Origin of the sequence: Novosphingobium sp. (assembly GCF_040398825.1) — a bacterium.
In the GTDB taxonomy this organism is placed as follows: Bacteria; Pseudomonadota; Alphaproteobacteria; order Sphingomonadales; family Sphingomonadaceae; genus Novosphingobium.
In genome coordinates this window covers 1-17,438 of sequence record NZ_JBBATI010000006.1, presented here as the reverse complement: position 1 = coordinate 17,438, position 17,438 = coordinate 1, and the positions used below count along the sequence as shown (strand labels likewise).

Annotated in this window: 15 protein-coding genes; 7 read left to right on the top strand and 8 right to left on the bottom strand. The window is 64.4% G+C overall.

Annotation, left to right across the window (positions count from 1 at the left end; genetic code table 11):
• The first annotated feature begins 602 nt into the window (after positions 1–602).
• Both ABWP89_RS04945 and ABWP89_RS04940 read left to right on the top strand, forming a co-directional pair.
• Positions 603–2,678 (top strand): family 16 glycosylhydrolase, encoded by a 2,076-nt coding sequence (locus tag ABWP89_RS04945; RefSeq protein WP_353227650.1) that lies wholly within the window; start codon positions 603–605, stop codon positions 2,676–2,678.
• Positions 2,679–2,841: 163 nt separating this feature from the next.
• Positions 2,842–3,588: a class I SAM-dependent methyltransferase gene (locus ABWP89_RS04940; protein ID WP_353227649.1), complete on the top strand. Its 747-nt coding sequence runs from the start codon at positions 2,842–2,844 to the stop codon at positions 3,586–3,588.
• A 30-nt stretch (positions 3,589–3,618) separates the two neighbouring features.
• Here the strand turns inward: ABWP89_RS04940 and ABWP89_RS04935 are convergent, their stop codons facing one another.
• Genes ABWP89_RS04935 through ABWP89_RS04920 form a run of 4 tightly spaced genes read right to left on the bottom strand, consistent with a single transcriptional unit; the run spans position 3,619 to position 7,689 of the window.
• Complete coding sequence (locus ABWP89_RS04935; RefSeq protein ID WP_353227647.1) at positions 3,619–4,527, bottom strand: glycosyltransferase family 2 protein; 909 nt, start codon at positions 4,525–4,527, stop codon at positions 3,619–3,621.
• Positions 4,524–5,528: a glycosyltransferase family 2 protein gene (locus ABWP89_RS04930; protein WP_353227646.1), complete on the bottom strand. Its 1,005-nt coding sequence runs from the start codon at positions 5,526–5,528 to the stop codon at positions 4,524–4,526. Before ABWP89_RS04930 ends, ABWP89_RS04935 begins: the two co-directional genes overlap by 4 nt.
• Positions 5,525–6,742, bottom strand: a complete 1,218-nt coding sequence (locus tag ABWP89_RS04925) for a glycosyltransferase (protein ID WP_353227645.1) — start codon at positions 6,740–6,742, stop codon at positions 5,525–5,527. Before ABWP89_RS04925 ends, ABWP89_RS04930 begins: the two co-directional genes overlap by 4 nt.
• On the bottom strand, positions 6,739–7,689 hold the full coding sequence (locus ABWP89_RS04920) for a glycoside hydrolase family 16 protein (RefSeq protein ID WP_353227644.1): 951 nt from the start codon (positions 7,687–7,689) through the stop codon (positions 6,739–6,741). Before ABWP89_RS04920 ends, ABWP89_RS04925 begins: the two co-directional genes overlap by 4 nt.
• A 150-nt stretch (positions 7,690–7,839) precedes the next feature.
• On the opposite strand from ABWP89_RS04920, the gene ABWP89_RS04915 reads away from it, so the two are divergent.
• Positions 7,840–8,139: an XrtV sorting system accessory protein gene (locus tag ABWP89_RS04915; RefSeq protein WP_353227643.1), complete on the top strand. Its 300-nt coding sequence runs from the start codon at positions 7,840–7,842 to the stop codon at positions 8,137–8,139.
• Positions 8,140–8,158: 19 nt separating this feature from the next.
• On the opposite strand, the gene ABWP89_RS04910 is transcribed toward ABWP89_RS04915, so the two are convergent.
• Both ABWP89_RS04910 and ABWP89_RS04905 read right to left on the bottom strand, forming a co-directional pair.
• Positions 8,159–9,472 carry a lipopolysaccharide biosynthesis protein gene (locus ABWP89_RS04910; RefSeq protein WP_353227642.1) on the bottom strand — a complete coding sequence of 438 codons (1,314 nt, stop codon included), beginning with the start codon at positions 9,470–9,472 and terminating at the stop codon, positions 8,159–8,161.
• Positions 9,462–10,835: an O-antigen ligase family protein gene (locus ABWP89_RS04905; RefSeq protein ID WP_353227774.1), complete on the bottom strand. Its 1,374-nt coding sequence runs from the start codon at positions 10,833–10,835 to the stop codon at positions 9,462–9,464. The genes ABWP89_RS04910 and ABWP89_RS04905 overlap by 11 nt, the downstream gene beginning before the upstream one ends.
• 341 nt (positions 10,836–11,176) lie before the next feature.
• Between ABWP89_RS04905 and ABWP89_RS04900 the strand changes: the two genes are divergently transcribed.
• The 3 genes from ABWP89_RS04900 (at position 11,177) to ABWP89_RS04890 (ending at position 13,878) form a co-directional block, all read left to right on the top strand.
• The gene (locus ABWP89_RS04900; protein WP_353227641.1) at positions 11,177–13,099 is read left to right on the top strand and encodes an acyltransferase family protein; all 1,923 of its coding nucleotides are present in this window, start codon (positions 11,177–11,179) and stop codon (positions 13,097–13,099) included.
• 76 nt (positions 13,100–13,175) lie between these two features.
• Entirely contained in the window at positions 13,176–13,649 is a 474-nt protein-coding gene (locus ABWP89_RS04895; RefSeq protein ID WP_353227640.1) for a hypothetical protein, read from the top strand.
• A gap of 22 nt (positions 13,650–13,671) precedes the next feature.
• A complete protein-coding gene (locus tag ABWP89_RS04890) occupies positions 13,672–13,878 on the top strand; it encodes a helix-turn-helix transcriptional regulator (RefSeq protein ID WP_353227639.1) in 207 nt (68 codons plus the stop codon).
• Positions 13,879–13,891: 13 nt separating this feature from the next.
• Here ABWP89_RS04890 and ABWP89_RS04885 read toward each other — a convergent pair whose 3' ends face one another.
• Positions 13,892–14,509: an OmpA family protein gene (locus ABWP89_RS04885; protein ID WP_353227638.1), complete on the bottom strand. Its 618-nt coding sequence runs from the start codon at positions 14,507–14,509 to the stop codon at positions 13,892–13,894.
• 135 nt (positions 14,510–14,644) lie between these two features.
• Positions 14,645–15,628, bottom strand: coding sequence for a Vgb family protein (locus ABWP89_RS04880; protein WP_353227637.1), 984 nt, complete (start codon positions 15,626–15,628; stop codon positions 14,645–14,647).
• Between the two features lie 367 nt (positions 15,629–15,995).
• Here ABWP89_RS04880 and ABWP89_RS04875 point away from each other — a divergent pair, with 367 nt between their 5' ends.
• Positions 15,996–16,892, top strand: coding sequence for a sterol desaturase family protein (locus tag ABWP89_RS04875; RefSeq protein ID WP_502915233.1), 897 nt, complete (start codon positions 15,996–15,998; stop codon positions 16,890–16,892).
• Positions 16,893–17,438 lie beyond the last annotated feature (546 nt).

Genomic DNA, 17,438 nt, shown 5'->3' with positions numbered 1-17,438 from the left:
AGCGAGGGCATCTGTTCGCAGTCGGTCGGTTTGGACGTTTCTTGTGCGCTGCCACCGCCGCGCGGCACGTGGCGGCCTTTCTGTGACCATCGGGTCGTCGCCTGCGGCCAATCGCGCAATCCTGACCCAGCACGTTGCCGTGCACATAAACCGGGCGTCATTCCCGGAATTAAGGCCATCCGTATTCGCACCGGCATGATCGGAAAGGCGCGTTAACGCGTTGTGTTGGGGATAGTGTCAAGTCTGGCCTGGCGGCGACGGCCGCCGGAATCTGCCGGAAATCGGGCGTGGGCGCGGTGGGACCGGCCCGGGCGGGTGATTCCTTGACGGCGGATTTACCACGCTGGGTAGCCATCACCCTTGGCGCATTAACACCTTGAAAACCAATGGCTTCAATTCGCGATAGAGGAAATTCGGGGAAAACGGTATCCATCACGAGACGCTGATTTTGCCCGGCAATATTTCTTCGCACTATCCGCACCTCATCGGGTGATACGCCAATATTACTGCGCTTTTACGCGGGGTAATATTGTGGACATGCGCAGGACATATTGTTCGCTGGTAAAGTCTTGACTGCCCTTCGCAGAAAGGACCCGCCTGAAATGGCCGTTATCAAAGATTTCTTTGGGAATACCGTTCGAACAGCGGTCAGTTGGCAGGATGTTATCACGATTGCCAATCTTGCCAATGGCACCGCCACCGGTACGGCAGGCAACGACCAGTTCAAGATGGATGGCACCGGCGGCCACACGCTGATCGGCAATGGCGGCGATGACGTATTCTACGGCGTCACCAACACCGACAAGATCATCGAACCGGTCGGCTACACCGGCTTTGCCACCGTCTATGTGTCCAGCAATTATACCATGGGCGCAGGCCTGACCAACATGACGGTATTCTGGGCGGGTTCGGGCGTCACCGGCAATGCCAGGGCCAATGTCATCGTCAGCAATACCGAAAACATCACGATCGACGGTGGCGCCGGCAACGATGTGCTGACCGGATCGGCGGGTGACTGTTTTCGTTTCACCGCGGGCAGCGGTTATGACGTCATCACCAATTTCGTGTGCGGCGCGCGCGCATCGGTTTCGGCCAACCCGGAAACGGTACAATTGGCCGGCTATGCGCAGTTCAAAACCTTTGCCGATGTCAAGGCGGCGATGACCCAGGTCGGGTCGGATGTCGTGCTGCAGCTGGATGCCAGCGACGCGATCCGGTTTCAGAACACCACCATCGCCGGTTTCAGCGCCGACAATTTCCTGCTGGCGTCGAATGTCGTGACCAAACGGATGACGGTGACATTCAATGCCGAATTCAGCAGCGGCAAGCTGAGCGCGTCGACCGGCGGTGGACAAACCCTGTGGCGTACCGATTATGGCTGGGGCGACAATCCCAACGCCGTGGCGGCGCGCACGTTGCCGCAATCGGGCGAAAAACAGATTTTCGTTGACCCGACCATGATCTCGCAGGTTACCGGCAAGGCGATCACCACCAACCCGTTCAGTTTCAAAAACGGCACCCTGGTGATCAGTGCCGCGCCGGCGCCCGCCAGCCAGCAAAGCGCGCTGTACGGATACCAGTTCACATCGGGGATGCTGTCAACGCGCGACAGTTTTACCCAGACTTACGGCTATTTCGAAGCCAAGCTTAAACTGCCCGCGGGTGGCGGCGCCTGGCCGGCGTTCTGGCTCTATTCAGTGTCGGGCGGCGCAGAAATCGACATTATGGAAAGCCACGGCAGCGACACCTGGACCGCGACCACGCATTCCTTTGCCACCGGCAAAGAGGTGATCGGGGCCAGCACGGTCTATACCCCCGACCTGTCATCGGGGTATCACACCTTTGGCCTGTTGTGGAATGCCACCACGATCACCTGGTACCTGGATGGCGTGGCGGTGCGGCGGATCGCCACGCCGGCCGACATGCATGGCCCGATGTACATGATGCTGAATCTGGGGTTGGACAAGACCACCACCAGCAGCTTTACCGGCGCCAGCATGAATGTGGCCTATGTCCATGCCTTCAGCCTGGACAATCTGCCCGCCACCGTGGTTTCCGGCGGGGCCAGCAACGACACGCTGAATGATCTGAACGGCGCAACCACGCTGACCGGCGGCACCGGCAACGACAGTTACTATGTCAACCGCACATCGACCCAGGTGGTAGAGGCGGCCGGCGCCGGCACCGACACGGTTTTCGCCTCGGTCGATTACACCCTGCCCACCAATGTCGAAAAACTGGTGCTGACCGGCACGGCAACGCGCGGCACCAGCAACGCGGTGGGTGGCATCCTCGTCGGCAACAGCATCGGCAGCGTGCTGACCGGTGGTGGCGGGGCCGATACGCTGATCGGCGGTGCGGGCAATGACCGCCTGATCGCCGGGACCGGGGTGGAAATGCTGACCGGCGGCGGTGGCGCCGACACCTTTGTGTTTGGCGCGACCATCGGCAAAGGTTTCGTCACCGATTTCGATGTGAAGAATGACCATCTTGATCTGTCGGCGCTGGCCGGCCACGCCTATACCCTGATCGATACCAACGGCGGCGCGATGCTGAAAATCAGCGGCGCGGGAAACATCTTTTTCAACAATGTGAATTCGTCAGCGCTGGCCGGCAGCAGCGGTTTTGCGGTGGCCAGCGTGAACCACAATTCGTGGAGCTATTACGGCACGGCCTGACCTGCCCGGCCGGATCAGCGCGTGCGTGGGGCAGGAGGCGGTGGGGGCGGCGAACGGCAAAGGGGCAGGATCGGATGCAGTTCGCCACACAACCGCGGCCCGATTGGTTAGGCCATCCGGGCAAGAATGACCGCGGTCATTCGCAGGTAACACGGGGCTGACCATGTCGATCGACCAAATCGTTGCGCGCGAAAAAGATTTTCACAACCGGCGGTTCGCCGATGGCCATGACAACCGGCACGACCAGGAAAAATACTATAGCGCGATCGGCAATTGCGCGCGCGATTTCGAAGACGAGGTGCGCGCCTGCGCCCGGGATGGCGTGGTATTGGACTATGGCTGCGCCAACGGCTGGTCATCGTTCCGCATCTGCGACGTGGCGCGCCATGTGCACGGCGTGGATATTTCCGATGAGGCAATCGCCACCGCCCGCGCCCGTGCGGCCGCCAACGGCATCACCAATGTCGATTTCCAGGTGGGCGATGCCCATGCCTTGCCGTTTGCCGATGGCACGTTTGATGTCGTGTTCGGCAGCGGCATCATCCACCATCTCGACACAGAACGCGCCTTTCGCGAAATCGAGCGGGTGTTGAAGCCGGGCGGACGCGCGGTTTTTCGCGAGCCACTGGGCATCAATCCGGCGATCCGCGTGTACCGCGCGCTGACGCCTTCGGCGCGCAGCGTGGACGAACATCCCCTGCTGCAAAGCGATTTTACGCTTGCCGCGGGAATTTTTTCCGGCGTCAAAAACCGTTTCTATGGCCTGACCACGCTGGTGGCGGTGCCGTTGCAGCGCTATGCGGCGGGACGCCGACTGATGCCGGTGATGGAACGGCTGGACCGCTGGCTGTTGTCCATCCCCATGCTGCGCTGGCACGCCTGGTATGTGGTCAGCACGTTTACCCGCTGACGGCGGGCCTGCCGGCGCCCGGGACGCTTGTTACTGGTACCTTTCGCTGCGCCCCAGCCCCAGTGCCGCACCCAACCCACCCACGGCCCAGGTCGCATCGAACACGCGCTGCACTGCGCGATCCCAGTTGCACCGCACCAGATTGGCCGCAACCCGCATCAGCGATGCCAACAGCCGGCGCGACACCAGCGCCAGCACCATGACCCGCCCCTGTTGCGCCACTGCGATATGCGCCATCGCGTTACCGGTGGAATAGTACCGTTCGAACAGATATTTTGCGGTTCCACGGTCCGCCGGAAAATCCTCTATGCACAGCGCCTGGGCCGACCATGCAAACCGGCCCCCGCGCGATTTGGCCGCATCCAGAAATTGCATGTCTTCGCTGCCCGATTTGCCCAGATCGGTATCAAACCACAGCAGCGGTTCGGCCAACAACAGCCGCCGCGCCAGCAGCATGTTGCCCCCGGCGTGAAACCGGTCGATCGGTCCGGTGGGGTGGTTCGGGCGGTTGACCAGAATCGAATTGCGCACCAACCGGCTGACCCCCGGTGCGTCGGCGTCGATGCGATAGGGTCCGCCAACCACATCGGCATCGCACCCGCGCCCCACGCTGATCATCTGTTCCAGCCAATCGGGTGGCGCGACCAGGTCATCGTCCAGCATGGCCAGCCACGGCGCGGGCGGCATCATGCGATAGGCGGCGAGCAGGGCGTTGCGATTCTGGCTGATGCCGCGTTCATGCACCGGCAGATAATGGATGTCGGGATAGCGCCTGGCAAAACCCGCGACGATCGCAGCAGTTTCAGCATCGCAGGCATTGTCACCCACGATCACCGCCACCCGATAGCGGTCCAGCGACGGCTGCAGCGAGGTCAGCAAGCGGTGCAGGCCCTGCGGCCGTCGATAGGTCGGAATGGCGATTACCGCATCGAAACTCATGCCAAAGTCTTTCCCTCAACCGGTTGCCAGCGCCGTTCACGCAAGGCGACCAGCCCGCTGACAAATCCGAAACCCCAGGCAAAATGCATGACCAGCGCGGCCACCCCGCCCAGCAGGCCGCACGCGCTGCGGTGGCGCAGTGCCAGCCCCAGCGATGTTACCGCCAGCACCGCGACATAGGCAGCCGGCACCAGCCACAGCACCGGCATGAACGGCGCGCCCAGCGTGGCCATGACAATCGCTGAAACCCCGCACGGCACCAGAAACTGCCGCAGCCGCAGGCTGGAAGGATGGCGCCGCACCGTGCGCGACCGGCCGCGACCGTAATTGCAATATTGCCGCCACAACGCGCGCAAAGTTGGCCGCACGAAATAGGTCAGACGGATCGCCGGATCGATCCAGATCCGCCCGCCCAGCCGGGTCAGCCGGCAATCGAATTCGGCATCTTCGTTATGGGTAAAGCTTTCATCATAGCCGCCCGCCGCCAGATAGCTGCCCAGACGCCAGCCGGCATGATGGCCATGATCGATCCAGCCCGCGCGCGCGCCGCCACGATGCGCCGAACCGCCCGAACCCAGTGGCGTATCCGACACCCACGCGATTGCGCGCCCGATCAGGCTGGCACCCTGCGAATCCATCGGCACCACCACCGCATCGGCGCCGGTACGTTCCAGCGTGGCGACCAGATCGGCGACAAACCGCGGCGGATAGGCAGCATGCGCGTCGGCGCGGATCAGCCACTGCGCCGGTCCCGCACCCCGCGCCACCAGGTTCATCGCGGCGCTTTGCAATTTTCGCGGATTGTGCACCAGCCGCAGGCGCCGGTCGTTCGCCGCCATCGCCAGGACCTGTGCGCGCGTGCCATCGGTGCTGCCACCGTCGGCCACCACCACCTGGGCATCCCGGTCATCCGGCAGCCCGGCCAGCAATTCGCGCAAGACGCGTTCGATGCCGTGTGCTTCGTTCAGCGCGGGCACGACCACCACCACCCGCCCGGTCATGCTGCGCGCGCCCGTTTGGCCAGCAACCGCCGATACAGCGCCGCGGTTTGCGCCCCGATCGCATCCCAGCCCGGAATTTGCGCATCGCGGGCCGGCCGGCGCCCGACCGCATCGGCCAGCGCGGCGGCCAGCGCATCTGCATCGCCAGGCGGAACCAGCGCGCCGCGTGCGCCATCATGGCCAATGACATCGGCAAACGCGCCCAGATCGCTGGCGATGACCCAGCGCCCCAGCCCCGCCACCAGAAACAAGACCCCGCTCGCCTCGATCGCGCGATAGGGAAAGACGAAACTGTCGGCGCTGCCCAGCAGATCGGCCATATCCTGATCATCAAGCCGGCGCGGCACGATCTGCAACAGCGGTGCGGTCAGCCCCAGCGCATCGGCACGGCGCAGCAACGGCGCCAGATCGACCAGCGGGTCACCCGCCACCACCACTTCCAGCCGATGCCGCACCGCATCGGGCAACCGCCCCAATGCCTCGATCAGCACGTCGATCCCCTTGTAGGTTTGCAGGCGGCCAAACAGCACCACGCGCCAGCGATCGGGGGATTTGCCGGGCATCGGCCGGGCCGCGTGCCGCAGCGAAAGCGGACCATGGGCAATCACGCTGATCGCATCGGCGTCCGCCCCGCGCGCGATCAGGCTGGCGCGCGCGCCGGCGGTGTGCACGATCACGTGATCGACCACGCCGAACAGATCGTCAAAACCGCGCCGCTGCCAGGCGTTGACCGCCGCACCGTTGAACGGCGTGACATCATGCACGGTCAGCACCACCGGGCGGTCGCGCGCAATGCGGCGCATCGCCGGAATATCGAATATGGGCATAATCGCCCATTGGAAGTGGACCAGATCATAGCCGCGCGCATCGGCCAGCCGCACAATCCGCCGCAGATCGAGCGCATGTTCGCAGCCCTTGACCAATCGCCCGGCCAGCCCGCGCCGGCGGTTGGGGCCATCACTGCGCCGGTAACAGGTGAGCCTATGCGCGGCCGGGTCAAGATCGCCTTCTTCCCCGGGACGAAGCGCGCGACTGGCCCATTCGACCCGCACCCCGGCCGTCGCCAGGCCAGCGCCCAGAGCCGCGTCATAGGGTGCGGTGAACAGCGACGGATCAACCGCCAGCACCTTGAACGCGGCATCAACCGGGGGCGCCACGGGGGTTGATGCGGGGGTCGCAGCGGGGGCCGCCGCCAGCGCGGGACGCGGGCTCATGGCCGGGTGACCTTTACCCAGCGGACTTCCAGCCCGAACGGAACGGTTGTTGCATCGGTATGGGCGGCCAGGCCACCGACCTGTTCGCTCAGGATCAGATTCATCGGGTCGCCAAACCCGGGTGGCGCCGGAATGCGGCAGCGTTCGACCCCGTTCAGCCCAAAGCGGATCTGGCCGGCCAACCGCGTGACCGACACCGTGATCCAGTCGCGCGGGATAACCGCGATCGGGCAGCCGGCGGTGCGGAACTGGCCAGTTTCGTCGCGATAGTGGATAACCTGGCGCACGTGCATGCGCCCGTCCGGTTCATTGGTCACCTCTGCCACGTCGATTTCGGGCGGCCAGCGCCGGTGCGCAGGATCGTTGAGCATCCACAGCCCATCCCACGAAGACGCGCCGGCGCCCGGGCGGATCATGGCCGAAACCGTGGTACCGATCGCGAACGAGGGCCGCGTCTGCATCCAGGCCGAGGTCCAGCGGGCATTGGCCAACGCATCGCGGTAGCGCGGCTGCAAATCTTTCTGCCGCGCCATTTCCCGATCCAGCAGCGCGCGTTCGGTATCGGTCATCGGGCGGGCCAGCAGCATGATGCCGCCTTCGGCGCCCCTGACCACCGGATCGCGCCCCCCGCCCAGCAAGGCCGGGTTCCAGAACACTTCTTCACCAGATCCGCTGACCAGCGCCGAACACTGGCTCAGCTTGTCTTCCCACGGCTGCGCGCAGCGCGACCAGTCGGTCCAGCGCGGCTGGTCCCCGCCAAAATCGTCATGCCAGACAACGGTCGTGCGGTGTGGGGCGTGGGTATGAGTATGAGTATGGGTATGAGTATGGGCATGCGCGGGCAGACACGCCAGCAGCGCGAGGGCGGCAAAGGTGCGCGCGCGGTTACGATGTTTGCGCAAGCCGCTCCGCAAATACCGGCGGTAGTGGTTGTGGCCGAGCGACATCGCTGATTCCCTGACTGACGCATCCGGGTTTCGATCTACGCCAGGACGGACAGGCACGGGCCACCGATCGCGCCCGTTTCGAAGGTATCTCCCGAACAAAAACATCCAACCGGTGGTATCGCCTGTGCGATCGGTCAGCGGCGCTGGCACATGTGCGATCTGCCAGCGGCGCTGGCACAAGGGCAAGGGATTGGTCCGATGGAATCAGTATTTGATTGGTTGACGGTGATCATTTTCGGCGGGCTTGCCGTCTTGTTTATGCAACGTTCGGCTGGGCCCCGGCCGGCAAAGGATCGCATGCTGCACTATCTGCCGCCCGCGCTGGCCTGTGGCACCGCCAATACGCTGGGCAACCACGGTTGGACATTGGTGTCGGTCATGCTGATGACCGCGACGGTCGCCTATGTGTGGATCGTGCTGAAACCGCTGCGCCCCGGCGACGCGGCCTGACCGGCCCATTTCGGGCGGATCAGGCGGGCCGGGCCGGGGTCACCCGTGCAACCCGCCACGATGCCGCGATCAGCACGATCAGAAACAGCGCATGGCCCGCCACAAATCCGGCGATCACACCGTTGATGCCACCCAGCATATGTTCGCCGGCCACCATCAGCAGGCCCAGCGCCAGGCTGGCCCCGATGGCAAGGCCCGCACGCAGGCCCTGATGCCCCGCGCCGGTCAGCGAATCTGCGGCCAGATATTGCAGCCCGATCAGCGGCAGGGCCGTGGCCAGCAGCACAGCGGCATTGCGCGACGCCACAAAATCATGCCCCAGCACTTGCGGCAAAAACTGCGCGACAATCGCGACAATCACCAATGATCCGACCCCGGTCGCCAGCATGACCGGCGCCTGTGCCATGGCAAAACGCCGGGTCGCGGTGATACCGCCCAGACCTTGCCGGAAAAATTCGGGATAAAGCATCCGCGTCAGCACCTGAATCGGGAACAACCCGACCACCAGCAACCGGGCGCCAGCGGCATAGGCGCCCAGTGCCGCCGGACCGACAAAGCCGGCCAGTACCAGCCGATCGACATTGCCCTGCAGCGCCCGGGCGGTCTGATTGACCGCAAAGGCCAGCCCGGCGCGCCATTCCTGCCACGACCAGGCAAAGCGCGGGCGCCCATAGCGATGCACGATATAGAGGCACAGCCCGATCGCCAGCGCGATCGATTGGCCCAGCACGACCCACACCCACAGATCAAGCGCGCGCGCCATGGCAAAATAGCACAGCGCCGAAACCAGCCGGGTCACCACCGTTACCATGCGGACCACCGCCGCGCCGGACATGCTGCCATGCGCCACCATAATCGCCTCGGTCGACGCGCAGCAGCGACCAGCAATCATTTCACCGGCCAGCCCGACCAGCGCGACCGAAAACGGCAGCGCCGTGCCACTGGCCACCGCCAGCAGGCCGGCACCCCCCAGCAGTACCGGCACAAATGTGACCGCAAATGCCATCAGCATCAGGCCGAAATAGGTGGCGAAGCTTGCGGCATCGCGGGCGACGGCGCGCACCAGCACATCGCTGAACCCGCAACCAAGCAGCTCTATCAGGATGGCAGAAACCGCAATGACCGTTGCGTACAGACCGAACGCCGCCACACCCAGCCCGCGCGCGGTGACCGCAAAGGTGACGAATTGCAGGGCCAGCGCCACACCGGTGGGGCCAAGCGCGCGGGCATAGCGCAACACGCCCGGCCGCGCCGCAGCGGCGCGCCGACCGATCGCGCGTGACAGCGGCCTTCGTCGATCGGGCAGGTCCGTCACCGCCGCATCAGGTGGCACCGTGCAACCCCGGCGCATTGACCACCGGGGCGGGACGATCCGGCCAACCCCAGGCCCGGATCAGCATGATCATGAAAATGCCGGCACCCACGCCAAACACTTCGTGCGTTTCATCCAGCCCGCTGATCAGAAAAAACAGTGTAAAGGCCTGCAGCAGATCGCGGCTTTTGGCATGCGGCACCTGCCATTCGTTGAACAGGATCGTGGCGAACGCCAGCACATAGGCCAGCAGCCCGATTATCCCGGTTTCCCCAAACACCGCGATGAAAAAATTGTGCGGTGTATAGATCTTGCCCAAGGTCTGAAATCGCAGCCCGACATCCTGCGTGGCGGAGGAAAGTTCGGTAAAGCTGCCTGGCCCGGCGCCATAGACCCAGGTATCCAGCGCGCGCGAAAAATATGCCTGCCAAATGGTGGTGCGCCCGGTCAGCGTCACATTGCGGCCCAATGCGGCCAGAATGCCGCGATATCCGATCGAGCCGGCAATCGCGGCAACGCCCAGCACCGACGCATTGGCCAGCACGCGCATACCGGGCGACAGCCCGAGCCGTCGCCACAGCGCAATCAGCGCCATAATGCCGGCAACCGCGCCCAGTGCCATGACCGAGCCCGCCGAATGCGCAAAATACAGACACGCGCCCGCAAGCACCGTCAGCGCAACCCGAAACATGATCCGCAGCCCGCCCCCGAACGCGGCCAGCAGCACGGCAAACCCGGCATACCAGGCCAGCCAGTTTTTGGCGACAAACACCCCGCGCCACGCGCCATGGGCAACCCGCCCGTCGGCGATGACCCCGATCCGCGGAAACGCCAGTGCAACCACGATCGATGCCAGCAGGACGGCGCCGAACCACACCAGCAACACCGCGGGAAGATGGATGTTGCGAAATTTCCGGCCGATTACGCATGCGCTCAGCACTGTCATGAGCCACAGCGCCACTTTCGCAACCCCGTCCACCGGTGCATCGCCCAGCAGCGCAGAGCCGATGCCGGCCAGCCCGAACGGAACGAATGCCAGCAAGGGTTTCAGCTGGTCGGACGGTTTGGCGGACAGCACATCGAACACCGCGATCACCGTCACCACCAGCCAGGTGACGCGCCGCGCGGCCACCAGCACCGCCAGCGCCAGCGGACTGACCACCGCAAACGCCATGGTGATCTGGGTAAGCGTCAGCAGCAGGAACAGCGCCCAGCACGCGCGTCGTAAAGCCTGATCGCCAGTGCCAAGCCGCCAGCGCCATGGCACCGGCGGCAATGCCGGGGGCATCGACGGCGCAGCATCAGCGGTTGCCGCGCCGGCACGACCGCCCAGCAGGCGCGGCGAGCGGTCCGCAAAGGTGTCTGCAACATTGGCGCCAACCATCACCAGCCCATCCTCATCACCAGCCCAACCTGCGTACAGCCAATCCGGGCGAACCGGCGCAGGGGCAGCGGCCCCTGATCGCCCGACGCTGCATTCCCGCGATCGACACCGGGCAGCAAGGGCAGGCACATCGGAAATGGGGCGGATCGACCACGGACGATGGGCGGCACAGTGCGCGCTGCAGTGCGCGGGTTGGCCAAGCGCGGCCCGCGCCGTTCCATCCCCGCCGGCCCGGATGGGCGCCGGTCCCGGCCCGCGCTGAGGATCGTTACGCTACGCCCCCATTACGGAGCAATTCACCCGCGCCCGGCGTCCCCGCAGACTTTATGCGCCGATCCGGCATGACATCCGCAACCATCCCCCATGTGCGTTATCGGTCCGACATCGACGGGTTGCGCGCGCTCGCGATTCTGCCCGTGGTGTTCAACCATATGGGGCTGCGCGGGGTATGGGGGGGGTTTGTCGGGGTCGACATCTTCTTCGTGATTTCGGGCTTTCTGATCACCGGAAACATCGTGGCAGAGGCGCGCGCTGGCCGCTATTCGATCGCCGAATTCTATCGCCGGCGGATCTTGCGCATTTTTCCGGCACTGTTCACGCTGTTTGCGGTGTGCACGGTGATCGCCGCGATGGTCATGCTGCCGTCCGAGCTGGTCCGTTATGCCCGATCGCTGACTGCAGCGACGTTTTTCGGGTCCAACGTGCTGTTTTATGCCGAAACCGGCTATTTCGAACCAGCCGCAAGGCTCAAACCGCTGCTCCACACCTGGTCGCTGGCGATCGAGGAGCAGTTTTATATCCTGTGGCCGCTGATCATCGCCCCGCTCGCGCGCACCCGGGCATCGTGGGTCCCGCTGGTGACGGGCGCGGTGATTGCGGCATCGCTGGCCGCGTCGATCTGGCTGGTCGGCGCCGATCCGTCGGCTGCTTATTACCTGTTGCCGTCGCGCGCGTTCGAACTGGGGCTGGGTGCGCTGGTGGCGACGGCACCGCCCATGCGGCTGTCGCACCGCGCCAACGACCTGCTGGCCTGGGCCGGGCTGGCCGCGATCATTGTGGCGATCCATTCGCTGCATGCGGCATCGCCGTTCCCCGGCGCGCTGGCATTGCTGCCCTGCGGCGGTGCCGCGCTGCTGATCCTGACCGGCGGGCAAGGCGGCCTGGTGGCGCGTTTGCTGGGCACGGCGCCGTGCGTGGCGATCGGGCGCATCTCCTATTCGCTGTATCTGTGGCACTGGCCGGTCATCGTGTTCGCCTCGATCGGGTTGTTCCTGCCGGTGACCTTGCCCGTGCAGCTGGGCGAACTGGCGGTCATGTTTGGCCTGGCGATCGCATCCACCCGGTGGGTGGAGCGGCCGTTCCGGGTCAATGCCGGCGGATGGTCGACACGCGCGGTGCTGACCGGGGCGGTGCTGGCCATGCTGGGCTGTGCCGCCATCGGCGCCACGCTGATCGCGGCGCGCGGTTTTCCCGCACGCTTCACCCCGGCGCAACAGGCGGTCGCGGCGTTTGACGGGATGGACGGCGATGCATTGTACCGGCGCGGCAGCTGTTTTGCGGTTGGGCCGCGGATGGAATTTGCAGCGCAGTCCTGCCTGGCCCATGATCGACCGCTGCCCAATCTGTTGTTGCTGGGCGACAGCCACGCCGCGCAATTCTGGCCAGGGCTGTCGCAATACGGCAACCGGTTCAACGTGTTGCAGGCCACGCATACCGGTTGCAAACCGCTGCTCTATGCCCCCAGCGCCGATCCCTGCCGTGAACTGTTCCGGGCGATGCTGGGGCAATGGATCACCACCAACCGCAGCGATGTGATGCTGTTGATTGCGCGCTGGCGGCTGGATGACCTGCCCTTGCTGCAACACACGCTGGCCGACCCTGCGGTGCGCGCCGCGCATCCGGTGCTGGTCGGGCCAGTGCCGCAATATTCCAGCGCGCTGCCCCGCCTGCTGGTGTTCGGATCGCTGCGCCATCAGCCCGATCTGGCATTTCGCGCGCGCGATCGGGAGGTTGAGGTGACCGACCGGGCGATGCGCGCGCTGGCACAGCGCAGCGGGGTCGCGTATATTTCGATGGTCGATCTGCTGTGCGATGCACAAAGCTGCCTGACCTGGGCCGCGCCCGGCGTGCCCATGCAATTCGACTATGGCCATTTTACGCAGGCTGGATCAGTCCGCGCCGCCGACCTGATGATGCCGGCGATTGAGCGCGCGTTGGAAAAACAGCGGGCCGCGGCACAGGTCGCCCCGCGCGATGTAAGGTAGACTTGACACAATTCGCTTCGCTGGGTATGTAAGGTTATCCTGACATAATGTCAGGTGAACCTAGCGGAGGAACCGGATGTTGTTTTATCGCATGCGCGCGCCCGCGCCGCAGATTTCCATCAACGCAGTGCGTGGATGTTCGATGCTGGCACTGGCAGCCTATCCCGTCGGCGCGCTGATCATCAATTTTGCCAACCATGCACCGTTGCCCGTGGCCATCGGTTACGGCCTGATCCTGGTATCGCTGGCGTGTGTTGTGCCGCTGGTCTCAAGTTCTTTGCAACGGATCGTGGCTGAATCCCCCGCCAGCCTGGACGAATACGAATTGCAGCTGCGCAGCCGGGCCATGAACCAGTCATATGGCGGGTTTACCGTGCTCACGCTGGCGGGCGTGATCTATGCCGCGGTGGCGGTTGACCATGGCGGCTGGGTGCCGGTCACCTATGAACAGTTCAACGGGCTGTTCTGGGGCGTTTTTCTTTATGCATCGGTGATGCCGGTCGCCTGCCTCAGCTGGCTGGTCGACGCTTCGTTCGAGGCCGGACAGTGACCGCCAGCGCGGGAGACCGACCTTGAACAACCGCTTGCGAATATTGCGCGCAGAGCGTGCATGGAGCCAGGCCGACCTGGGGGCGCAGCTGGGCGTTTCGCGACAGGCGGTCAATGCGATCGAAACCGGCAAGCACGATCCATCGCTGCCGCTGGCGTTCAGGATCGCCCGGTTGTTCGGCCTGTCGATCGAGGCCATTTTCGATGACCCCGATGCGCCAGCGGGGTAAAACCCCCGGCCGCCTATTTGGCCAGCGCGACGATCTCAACCCGGCGGTTGGCCGACGCCGCTGCCGCAGTACCCGGCAGCGGCACGTCAAAACCAAACCCTTTGACATCGAACAGCGCGCGGGTGGCCCCTTGCGCCACCAGATAGTCCACCACCGCCTGCGCGCGTCGTTCCGACAGGTCCTGGTTGTAGGGTCGCGATCCCACTGCGCTGGTGTGGCCACCGATCATGAACCGCTTTGTCGCCAGCGCCGGCGATTGCAGCGCCAGCGCAAACTGATCGGCGGTCCGCTTGCCCGCACTCGTCAGCGTGGCCGATCCGGAAAGGAACGCGATGGCGAGGTCGGCATGCCCAACCGCGCCGCGCGGCGCGTGAACACCACCGGGCGGAACCACATGCAGACGCTGGGTGCTCGCCTGGTGGCCGCCGGTCGCCGCACGCGCAGATCCGGCATGAATAATGCTGAACCCGCGCGTTTGCGGGCCGTTGCGCGTTGGCGCGGCAGCATTGCCGCCGCATTCGCCGCTCAGATCGCAGACCAGTTGTTCGCTCGACACTTGTGCCGGCGGGGCGGCCACGGCCACGGCCGGTACCAGCAGCATGGATGCAACAACAACGAACCGGATGGTCATGGCATCAAACCCCTGTGCATGGCGTTATTCCGGCAAGGTTTTGCCGGTCCGCAGTTGCTGCGCACGCTAAGACGGTCGTCGGCCAAGGGCAAATGATTCCTGTGCCGATCGGGCGCCGGGCCGGCGCGGTGGCCGCTATTTGCCGGCCGGTGCGCTGCCGATCTTGTCCGGTGCGGGCCACCAGCTCAGCGTGTGCTGATCGTGCGCGGTGGTCCACACCCCGGCGGCGGTGTAGCGCAGCGCGCCGCTGCCGGCCGGTTTGCCCAGGCGCGCCAGGATGGCCAGCGATTGCGGGTCGATCACCGCAAACACCTGGTCATCGGTAGTGCGCAGCCACACTTTGCCGCCGCCGGCGTCGATGTCCCCATATTTCAGGTTATCACCCACTTTGACCCGGCCGGTCACCTCACCGCTGTGCGGATCGATCCGCGCCAGCGTGCCATCGCCCTGTTCCTGCACCCAAACCGCGCCTTCACCCGCGACCAGAAAGCCCGGTTCGCGCCCCAATGCGGTTGTTTTCACCACCGTATTGGTGGCGGGATCGATCCGCTGGATGGTCTGCTGCGTGCCGCTGACCGCCCACAGCGAACCCAGCCCGAACGCCAAATAAAACGCATCGGGATTGACCGCGATCGATGCAATGACGGTGCTGGTCAGCGGATCGACCCGCGCGATCACGCCCTTTTTATCGCTGGTCACCCACACCGATCCGGCACCAGCCACGACATTGAGCTCACCCAGCGGATTGGCGATGCCCGTGGCGATCCGCGCCGTAATGCGTGCGGTGCGCGTGTCGATGCGGTTGAGCGTGCCATCGGCGCAATTGGCCACCCACAGCGCGTGGTTGAGCAGGGCCATCGCCCCGCACGGATGCGCCAACGCCACCGTGGCCAGCTTGCGGTGGCGCGACCAGCGTTCCACCCGCCCCTTGTTGGTGGCCCAAACCGTTTTGCCATCAACCGTCAGAAAATCGGCAAAGCCGGGCACGGTGATCACTTGTGCCTGTTGCGCCAGTGCCGGGGCGGCAATCCCGCCGCAGCCGGCAGCAAACGCGACAGCCGCCAGCGACAGTCCCGCCGGCCGGGCCATGCGCGCGCGAAATTTCTGCAGAATGACCATGATCTGTCCTATCCCCTGTAAATCCACCCGCAGGTTGGCATGCGCCATTCTGGATGGCCAGACCCATGGCGCGTCGTAGTGGTGTTAGGCGCGTTCGGCCGACGCGGCATACGGCAGTTGACGTATCGGCCCGCGCGCGTTTCGCGCCTATGCGCGAACCAAGTGTGATCGCAGCAACCGCTGTGGCCCGCCAGGCGGTGACGCCGGGCTAACGGCTGACCCTGCCATCTGCCGGGACACAACAAAAACCACCACCGGTTTGCCAGCCCGGTCCACTGGCGGCGAAGTGCACGATCAGGCGTCTGGAAAAGTTCATGCGTTTGTGGCTATAGTGCCAACGCGACTACGATCAGGATGGGGTTGCAACGTGACCAGTACGACCGACGACATGAAAACGCGCGCGCTCAATCTGTTGCCGCCGGCGACGATTGCGGTTGTCGTCGCATTCTGGATGCTGGCGCCCAAGGCGTGGGTGAACAACCCGCTGTCGCTGGTCATCGCCGGCTGCGTGACACTGGCATTTGTTCAGGCGCTGGAGTGGGTGCACGAACGCCATGTGACCTGGCGCCTGACCTGGCGGGAATTTTTCACCGACCTGTTCTACGTGATCTTGGGCTATACCGTGATCAACTGGCTATCGACCCATCTGGCCGAAGACCCGCTGACGGCGTTGAAAGCGGCGCTGCACATTTCGACACCCTGGGCCGAACATCTGCCGTTCCTGGTGCAGGCCGCATTGGTCATCGTATTGATCGAATTCGGTCAGTACTGGATGCATCGGCTGATGCACAATTTCACCCCGTTCTGGATGACCCACGCCCCGCACCATCACATCACGCAGCTGAACGCGATGAAGGGCGCGGTGGGCAACCCGATCGAACTGTTCCTGATCAGCCTGAGCGTGGTCGCGCTGTTCGATTTTTCGCTGCCGGCGGTATTCTGCGGCGTGCACGTGCTCAGCACCGTGTCGATCTATGCCCATGCCAACGTGCGGTCCGATCCGCCGCGCTGGTACGCGTTCTTTTTCACGACGATCCGCAACCACAGCCTGCACCATTCGGTCCCGCTGGAAGACACCCGCAGCAATTACGCCAATTCGCTGATCCTGATCGACCGCATTTTCGGCACATTCAAGGATGGCGAAGGCGTGGTCGTGGGCCAGGACGAACGCAAACGCCTGTCGATCTGGGACCAGACCGTGTTCCCGTTCATGCCGCTGATCAAGATGATCAAGGCACGCCGCGACCAATCCGCCGCGGCGTGAGCGATCAGCGGCTTGCACCGACAAACGCAAGCCTTCCCTGCTTTTTGCCCAATTCCCTATCGGCGCTCGTCGTGAACCCGCCGAACCGCAAGGCCAACGAAGCGAAAAGCAGGCAGAACGACCGAGTTGAGGCATTTGGGCAACCCGTATGTGCGACCTGCGACGGGCTGGCGAATAAACGGATGGTCTTTGGAAATCCCGGACGGCTTGGCCCCATCCGACTCCCTGCCTCACTCATTGCGGGATGGCAGAAATCGGCCAACTTTCGCCGTTCCGCGGCGGCCTCTGGAGCGTCGGCCTACGCCGGAACCAGACTTACAGAAGTCAGGCCGCCGGTTGACTACCGCGCCCATTGTCGTCGCCCAACGGCCCTTGCTGATTGCTCAGAGGCGGTCGTTCGTTCGGGTTGGAGCAGCAGACCATCTTGAGAAAATTGCTTGGACTTGCAATCCGTGTTGCGACACGTATGTGAGCAGCCCACCACGGTTATAATACCAACGAGCGGTGAAGCTGACTCACGGTGGGGATTCCCAAGCGGCTGATTTT

Bases quoted from the DNA above. Each gene is read 5' to 3' on its own strand.
- ABWP89_RS04945 (WP_353227650.1), top strand. From the start codon at position 603: ATGGCCGTTATCAAAGATTTCTTTGGGAATACCGTTCGAACAGCGGTC.
- ABWP89_RS04940 (WP_353227649.1), top strand. From the start codon at position 2,842: ATGTCGATCGACCAAATCGTTGCGCGCGAAAAAGATTTTCACAACCGG.
- ABWP89_RS04935 (WP_353227647.1), bottom strand. From the start codon at position 4,527: ATGAGTTTCGATGCGGTAATCGCCATTCCGACCTATCGACGGCCGCAG.
- ABWP89_RS04930 (WP_353227646.1), bottom strand. From the start codon at position 5,528: ATGACCGGGCGGGTGGTGGTGGTCGTGCCCGCGCTGAACGAAGCACAC.
- ABWP89_RS04925 (WP_353227645.1), bottom strand. From the start codon at position 6,742: ATGAGCCCGCGTCCCGCGCTGGCGGCGGCCCCCGCTGCGACCCCCGCA.
- ABWP89_RS04920 (WP_353227644.1), bottom strand. From the start codon at position 7,689: ATGTCGCTCGGCCACAACCACTACCGCCGGTATTTGCGGAGCGGCTTG.
- ABWP89_RS04915 (WP_353227643.1), top strand. From the start codon at position 7,840: ATGTGCGATCTGCCAGCGGCGCTGGCACAAGGGCAAGGGATTGGTCCG.
- ABWP89_RS04905 (WP_353227774.1), bottom strand. From the start codon at position 10,835: ATGGTTGGCGCCAATGTTGCAGACACCTTTGCGGACCGCTCGCCGCGC.
- ABWP89_RS04900 (WP_353227641.1), top strand. From the start codon at position 11,177: ATGACATCCGCAACCATCCCCCATGTGCGTTATCGGTCCGACATCGAC.
- ABWP89_RS04895 (WP_353227640.1), top strand. From the start codon at position 13,176: ATGTTGTTTTATCGCATGCGCGCGCCCGCGCCGCAGATTTCCATCAAC.
- ABWP89_RS04885 (WP_353227638.1), bottom strand. From the start codon at position 14,509: ATGACCATCCGGTTCGTTGTTGTTGCATCCATGCTGCTGGTACCGGCC.
- ABWP89_RS04880 (WP_353227637.1), bottom strand. From the start codon at position 15,628: ATGGTCATTCTGCAGAAATTTCGCGCGCGCATGGCCCGGCCGGCGGGA.